This is a genomic window from Caloramator sp. (assembly GCF_020054765.1).
Classification (GTDB): domain Bacteria; phylum Bacillota; class Clostridia; order Clostridiales; family Caloramatoraceae; genus Thermobrachium; species Thermobrachium proteoclasticum.
In genome coordinates this window covers 23,218-29,858 of the sequence record NZ_JAIHAO010000020.1, presented here as the reverse complement: position 1 = coordinate 29,858, position 6,641 = coordinate 23,218, and the positions used below count along the sequence as shown (strand labels likewise).

Here is a 6,641-nt window from a genome sequence, read left to right as displayed (position 1 = left end):
CTACCCTCGCGATGCCATCGTCCTGATGGCCGCTCGGCTCGGCACGTCCTGTGCCGAATTACGGACTTTTCCAAAGTCGAAAAGCTAAGAATTGCTAAAACTCATGAAAGAGCCTAATAAAATCCTTTCATGGGGCTTTTTCATACTATAGCTAACAAGTGGGGTTGTCAGCATTCTGAGGGTGGTTTATAACCCCCCTTAATTATTTTAATATATTATGAAATCTAAAAAAATAGAGGTATTTTTTAAATTTTTAAGCATATGATACATATAATGCATTAGGAGTGGTGGTATGGGTGAAGCAATTTTTTTAGCAGATAAATCATTAACTATAACAAACGAAAGGCCGGATGAAAATATAAACATAGACATAATTTCTTGTGGCTTTAATGGAAATTTTATATATAGAAGTTTTTTATACTTTGATATATCTTCTCTTCCCTATAATGCCTTTATAACATCAGCAATACTTCAGCTGTTTTTGATTGAGGATTATTTTAAGTGTTTAAGCAAAAATTTATATGTTTATATGCTACAGGAGGACTTTGGTGACTTCACAACATATAATCAGCAGCCTAAGTTTTATAATGACTATATTAGAACAAACATATCCTATAAAAAGTATGGATTAATTAATATTAACATAACAAGTTTTGTACAAAGGTGGATGAGTGGTGAAGTTATAAATAAAGGTATTTTATTAAGATGTGAAGAGAATAAAAAATCTCTTGTAGCCTTTGGTTCATCAAAAAGTAGCCAGTATTCTGCAGTTCCAAAACTATATATAAATTTTATAAAGCCAAGGGTATATGATGAGGGTAAGTTTATAGAAGTTAAAGAGGAGGCTATGGATTTACATTTTATTAATACCGGTTATAGCAGTGTCTATGATGTAAGTAGAATGGTTATAGGTAGTTTTTTTATAAAAAATACAGGATATAAAGATGTTGATGTGTGTGTTGATGTAAGTGTAGATGGTTTAACTTGGGTTAGAGATATTGAAAAGAGGGTTTGTATAAGTCAATGTGAAATTCTTGTACCAAAGTACTATGGTAAATACTATAGAATATCTACATATACAAATGGTGAAGGAAGGGTGAATATAAAATTTATTTATCAGGTATATAAATAGGGGGGATATATATGCCTAATAATGCTGTTTTTTCAAATAGTGCAAGTGACCTTAAGGTGCAGATTTTTGGATCAAGCGTTACTACGCCTATACAGGTAGATTCAAACGGTAAGCTACAAATTTCCACTGAAAATCCAATAAATGTAACAGCAACAGATTTGGATATTAGAAATCTATCAAGTAGTCAAGATGGTGTAGCAGTCTACGGTAGTAATGATGGCGGAACTACTATGAAAATATTAAAAACAAATAGTGATGGTGAAATTTATATTACATCTGATGAAACATTGACAGTACAGTCGACAGACCTTGATATAAGAAATTTAACAACTGATGATAGTGTTTCTGTTTTTGGTACCGATGGAACTGATAAAAGACAGATAAAAACAGATAGTAGTGGACGAATTGAGGTTGCATCGATTGAAAGTGATGTAGATGTTAACATTACCAACACCGATTTAGATATAAGGGATTTATCCTATAATCAGGATTCAATTTTAATTTACGGAAATGATGGGACAGATAAAAGGGTGATAGCTACAGATAGTGAAGGTTTAATAAAAATAGTTACTGCAAAGAGAAGCTTTGAAAGTCAGTTAAATAGCAATTTGAGCACATCTGATAGTTACTCATATATTAGTTTTATAGATGTATCAATGTACTCTGACTATGTTTTTTATATTAAAAATACAGGAAGCAACAGTGCAACCATAGTTGTTGAAATAAGTCCTACTAATAATGCTGATGATGCAATTACTCATATATCAGATGTTACAGTAGATTCAGGTGAAAAGGAACTTATAATACCAAGTAAATTTTTAAGATATGTAAGGCTTGGATATAAATCTACTAATAGTGGACAATCAACCACATTGGATGTTTATTTCCAAGCAAGATATTAAAATTAAGGGTGGGAGGGTGGGATAAAGGGGGATATATGTCAATTACGTGTGTTATATTAGGGGTTTGTGATTTGGAAGATGAATTAGTGAAACAGCTAAAATGTATATCTAAGGATATAATATATGTACCTATTAATTCAAAGGAGTTCAATAGGAAGGATATTAGGATTTTAAAAATCAATTTTGATGGAAGTATGTCTAAATTAAAAAATATGGTTCTTTCCTATGTAACTGGGGAATATGTGTTATTTATTATGTCAAATGAGAAGATATCAGATATAGAACATATGAAGAATTTAAAGCTTGAGAAGGATGCATACTATTTTAATGTAATTCAAAATAGAGCAGAGGGAATTGTAGTTGAAAAACAAATAAGGCTTCACAAAAGAAATATTACATACATAGGCTATAATGGTAAAAGAGTTACTTCTGACGATTTAGAGGCATTAGATATAATTTTAAATGAAAAAACTTCTAAAGATGAAGATGTAAATATATATAAAGGTTTAAACAAATATATAGATAATCTATCTAATTATGATTTTGTTGTTTATAGTATGGAATTACACTATTTATCCTGTGAGTTTGATGATGTAATAAAGCTATATAGTGGAATACAGCATAGGGGTGTAGACGAATATACTAAGAGATTAGTGGCTTTATCATATTTTTATAAAAATAGGTATATCGAAGCTAAAATGCTCCTTGAGGAACTAAAACAAAAAAAATATGGAGATTCCTTCTATTTTTCAGGATTGATAAATAAAAGTCTTGGAAATTATAATGAAGCTGTTGAAGATTTTTTAGCTGTTTAAAAATTAAAGATTTTAACATAGGTTTGTGGGGATGTAACAGCTTTTTTCCATATTATGAATTAGGAGAGGTTTATTATTTTTTAGAGGAATATTCTACCTCTTTAAAATACTATAGTTATGCATATATGTCAAAAAAGGAATATATATTTTTAAACAAGATGTTCAAGATATTTAAGGTTCTTAATTTTGATATAAATGTGATAGAAAGATATTTAAGATACAATTTAAATATACAGGGTAAGGATTTATACATTAATATGATGAGGGGACTTAGGGATACTGCAAGGTGGGAGGAGGTTATAAAATATAGTATTCTTGAAGATGATTTAGAATCTGTAGAATCAAGAATTATTGCCTATTATCATATAGGTGAATTTAGTAGGTGTCTTGACCTTATATTTACTTATTTTAAATATTTAGATAAAGAATTTTTCTTAACATTGGGTATTTGTTGTGTTCTTCTTGATAGCAATCTATATTTAACAAAATTTAAGGATTTTGTAGAAATAATTAAGAAAGAAAATCTTTCAGAGTTAATAGATGCCCATAATTATTTTTATTTTAACACTGAATATAAAGGGAAAAGTATTTATTTAGAAGCCATCATAAAGTTGCTTTTAAGAAGTAAAAATAGTAAAGTTGAAGGATATGTGAAAAGACTTATATTTGATAAAAAAGATATAAATTTTTATGACATATTAGATAGTTGTTATAAGAATAAATATTATGATTTGTGTTTGCAGATAATAGATGATAAATATAGGGATTATAAATTTGATTTTAATGTATTAACAATAAATGCGAAGATATGTTTTCTAAAGGGAAATTATTCGGATTGTGAAAAGTATATTTCCTATGCACTAATGCTTAAGGATAGCGAAGAGTTAAATAGACTCCTTTGTATGTGCAGGATAAAAACATCGGTATTAAATATATTAAAATCAAAGGAGTTAATGTTAAAAACTTCTTGTAAAAGAACGCTCGATTATTTAGAACTTGCATATAATAATTTAGATATTTTTAAAAAAGAATGAGGTGATTTAATGGAAAAGGAGATGTTTAATTTTTTAACAGAAGAGGATATAAAAAATGAGATAAATTCCTATCAATTAATAGTAAATTACATAAAGGAAAATTTTAAAGATGGAGAGGATTATGGTAAGATAGCAGAATACCCAAAGCCAAGTTTATTAAAATCAGGAGCTGAAAAACTATGTTCACTTCTTAATTTATCAGTACAGGTTGAAATTTTAGAGAAGATAGAAGACTTTAAAGAGGGTATCTTTCATTATGTTTGTAAGTGCACTCTTAAAAATAGTTTAGGTAATATTGTTTCAGAAGGATTAGGATCCTGCAATAGCAGAGAAAGTAAGTTTTTAAATCAGAATCCATATGGAGTTGCAAATACTGTATTAAAGCTTTCAAAGAAGAGAGCACTTGTGGATGCTATATTAACTGCAACGAGGACATCAGGTATGTTTACACAAGATATAGAGGAATTAGATGAGTTGATAAGTACAAATATAAAGGTGAATTTAGCTACAGCAAGCCAAAAGGCCTTTATTGCAAAACTTGCAAAGGATAAAGGGATGTCGGAAACACAACTTATGGATTTTACTAAAAAAGTAACTGGTAAGGAAAAATCAAAGGACTGGACTAAGGATGATGCGGCAAAGATTATAAAAACATTGAAGAATAAATAGAATAATATTAGTCCTTGTGCAAACAATAATTTAAAGGGGTGATATTGTGCAGCACAAGGACATTTTTAATTTTAATAATCTTGATTATTCTCAACCTATTTCAATTTTAGAGGAGCAGGATTTTATTAACTATAATTATGATGAATTGCCGTTACAAAGACTCCCAGAAGAATTAGATAGGTTTACAAGCTTAGGAGCAATAGGTATTGCACTAAATGGCCTGGGGAAAAGAGTCGAATCAGAACACATTTTAAAGAGATTGTAGAAACAAATTCTATTTTAAATAATTTTTTCGCAAAAATAAGTTAATCATTGACAAAATATTCGAAAAAGATGTAAAATATAAGCGAACCTCCACTTTTCACCACAATATAAAGGGGGAGGGGTTTAAAATGCTAAAGGAAAGAATCGAAAATTTAAGAATTGAGTTATATAATGCAATTTTGTCAAATAAATTAGATAAAGTATTATATTTAAGCCAAGAATTAGATAAGCTTATAGTTGAATATTATAATATGACAACTCATAATGCTTATCTTCCATCTTAATCACCAATTTAGCCAAGGAATTTTCCTTGGCTAAAAATTTTTTTTGAAAAAAAATAAAAATACTATGGAAGGATTTTTATTTTTATTATAGAATTATAATTGTAGTGGTGAAAAGTGGAGCAAAGTGGTTTAAAAGTGGAGGATAAGATGTTTATTGGGGAGTATAGTCACGCACTTGATGCCAAGAATAGAATGATTGTTCCAGCAAAGTTTAGAGAGGGTTTAGGTGGAAAGTTTATAATTACAAAGGGGCTCGATGGCTGTCTATATGTTTATCCTATTGATGAATGGAAGAAGCTTGAGGATAAGTTGAAGCAACTTCCTTTAACAAATAAGGACGCCCGTGCCTTTGTTAGATTTTTCTTTTCTGGAGCATCGGAGGTTGAAATAGACAAGCAAGGTAGAGCATTAATTCCCCAAAATCTTATCGAATATGCAAATATAGAAAAGGAAATAGTAAGTATAGGGGTTTCAAATAGAATTGAAATTTGGAGTAAAGATAAGTGGCTTGAATACAATGAACAAAATATAGACTACGATGAAATAGCAGAGAAGATGTCACAGCTTGGAATATAGTAACGAGGTGGTAATGAATATGGAATTTAAACATATTTCAATTATGCTGCAGGAATGTATTGAGGGTTTAAATATAAAACCCGATGGTATATATGTTGATGGTACTTTAGGTGGTGCTGGTCACTCAAGTGAAATAGTAAAAAGGTTAAGTGAAGGATTACTTATTGGAATAGACCAAGATAAGGATGCATTAAGAGCATCTATGGATAGGCTTAAAGATTTCAATAATGTTAGGTTTGTACATAACAATTTTGCAAATATTAAGGAAGTTTTAAAGGAACAAAATATAGATGCTGTTGATGGTATTTTGCTTGATTTAGGTGTTTCATCATATCAGCTTGACACTCCAGATAGAGGATTTAGTTATATGCATAATGCAAAGCTTGATATGAGAATGAATAGAGAAGTGGATATAACAGCCTATGATGTTGTTAACGGTTATAAAAAAGAACAATTAATATATATTCTTAAGGAATATGGAGAAGAAAAATGGGCCTCAAGAATTGCAGATTTTATAGTTAAACAAAGAGGTGTAAAACCGATTGAAACAACCTATGAGCTTGTGGATGTTATAAAATCTGCAATACCTGCATCTGCAAGACGTGAAGGACCACATCCAGCAAAGAGAACATTTCAAGCAATTCGTATAGAAGTTAATAAGGAGATTGAAATATTAGAAAATGCTGTTAATGATTGTTTGGATGTTTTAAAAAGTGGGGGAAGGTTATGTATAATAACATTCCATTCCTTAGAGGATAGAATTGTAAAAAATGTTTTCAAGAATAGACAAAATCCTTGTACATGTCCGCCAAGCTTTCCGGTTTGTGTTTGTGGCAAGAGGGGAGATATTGAAATAATTACAAAAAAACCAATAATACCATCAGATGAAGAAATAGAATATAATCCAAGAGCAAGAAGTGCAAAACTTAGAATAGCTCAAAAAATATAGGTTCTAAAGGTGTGCG

General features: G+C 29.9%; 9 protein-coding genes. All 9 read left to right on the top strand.

Going from position 1 to position 6,641, the window contains the following annotated elements:
• Positions 1–292: 292 nt before the first annotated feature.
• Complete coding sequence (locus JG776_RS07930; protein WP_291966360.1) at positions 293–1,132, top strand: DNRLRE domain-containing protein; 840 nt, start codon at positions 293–295, stop codon at positions 1,130–1,132.
• Between the two features lie 11 nt (positions 1,133–1,143).
• Positions 1,144–2,034, top strand: coding sequence for a DUF6385 domain-containing protein (locus tag JG776_RS07925; RefSeq protein ID WP_291966358.1), 891 nt, complete (start codon positions 1,144–1,146; stop codon positions 2,032–2,034).
• Positions 2,035–2,069: 35 nt separating this feature from the next.
• Positions 2,070–2,849, top strand: coding sequence for a hypothetical protein (locus JG776_RS07920; protein ID WP_291966356.1), 780 nt, complete (start codon positions 2,070–2,072; stop codon positions 2,847–2,849).
• Positions 2,850–2,974: 125 nt separating this feature from the next.
• Positions 2,975–3,883: a hypothetical protein gene (locus JG776_RS07915; protein WP_291966354.1), complete on the top strand. Its 909-nt coding sequence runs from the start codon at positions 2,975–2,977 to the stop codon at positions 3,881–3,883.
• A gap of 9 nt (positions 3,884–3,892) precedes the next feature.
• Positions 3,893–4,552, top strand: a complete 660-nt coding sequence (locus JG776_RS07910) for a hypothetical protein (protein ID WP_291966352.1) — start codon at positions 3,893–3,895, stop codon at positions 4,550–4,552.
• A 46-nt stretch (positions 4,553–4,598) separates the two neighbouring features.
• Positions 4,599–4,817, top strand: a complete 219-nt coding sequence (locus JG776_RS07905; protein ID WP_291966350.1) for a hypothetical protein — start codon at positions 4,599–4,601, stop codon at positions 4,815–4,817.
• Between the two features lie 127 nt (positions 4,818–4,944).
• On the top strand, positions 4,945–5,100 hold the full coding sequence (locus tag JG776_RS07900) for an aspartyl-phosphate phosphatase Spo0E family protein (RefSeq protein ID WP_291966348.1): 156 nt from the start codon (positions 4,945–4,947) through the stop codon (positions 5,098–5,100).
• A 147-nt stretch (positions 5,101–5,247) separates the two neighbouring features.
• Positions 5,248–5,676: a division/cell wall cluster transcriptional repressor MraZ gene (gene mraZ / locus JG776_RS07895; RefSeq protein WP_027308728.1), complete on the top strand. Its 429-nt coding sequence runs from the start codon at positions 5,248–5,250 to the stop codon at positions 5,674–5,676.
• 19 nt (positions 5,677–5,695) lie between these two features.
• Positions 5,696–6,625, top strand: coding sequence for a 16S rRNA (cytosine(1402)-N(4))-methyltransferase RsmH (rsmH, locus tag JG776_RS07890; protein WP_291966346.1), 930 nt, complete (start codon positions 5,696–5,698; stop codon positions 6,623–6,625).
• Positions 6,626–6,641 lie beyond the last annotated feature (16 nt).

Excerpts from the sequence above, each read along its gene's own strand:
- JG776_RS07930 (WP_291966360.1), top strand. The coding sequence starts at position 293 with ATGGGTGAAGCAATTTTTTTAGCAGATAAATCATTAACTATAACAAAC.
- JG776_RS07925 (WP_291966358.1), top strand. The coding sequence starts at position 1,144 with ATGCCTAATAATGCTGTTTTTTCAAATAGTGCAAGTGACCTTAAGGTG.
- JG776_RS07920 (WP_291966356.1), top strand. The coding sequence starts at position 2,070 with ATGTCAATTACGTGTGTTATATTAGGGGTTTGTGATTTGGAAGATGAA.
- JG776_RS07915 (WP_291966354.1), top strand. The coding sequence starts at position 2,975 with ATGTCAAAAAAGGAATATATATTTTTAAACAAGATGTTCAAGATATTT.
- JG776_RS07910 (WP_291966352.1), top strand. The coding sequence starts at position 3,893 with ATGGAAAAGGAGATGTTTAATTTTTTAACAGAAGAGGATATAAAAAAT.
- JG776_RS07900 (WP_291966348.1), top strand. The coding sequence starts at position 4,945 with ATGCTAAAGGAAAGAATCGAAAATTTAAGAATTGAGTTATATAATGCA.
- mraZ (WP_027308728.1), top strand. The coding sequence starts at position 5,248 with ATGTTTATTGGGGAGTATAGTCACGCACTTGATGCCAAGAATAGAATG.
- rsmH (WP_291966346.1), top strand. The coding sequence starts at position 5,696 with ATGGAATTTAAACATATTTCAATTATGCTGCAGGAATGTATTGAGGGT.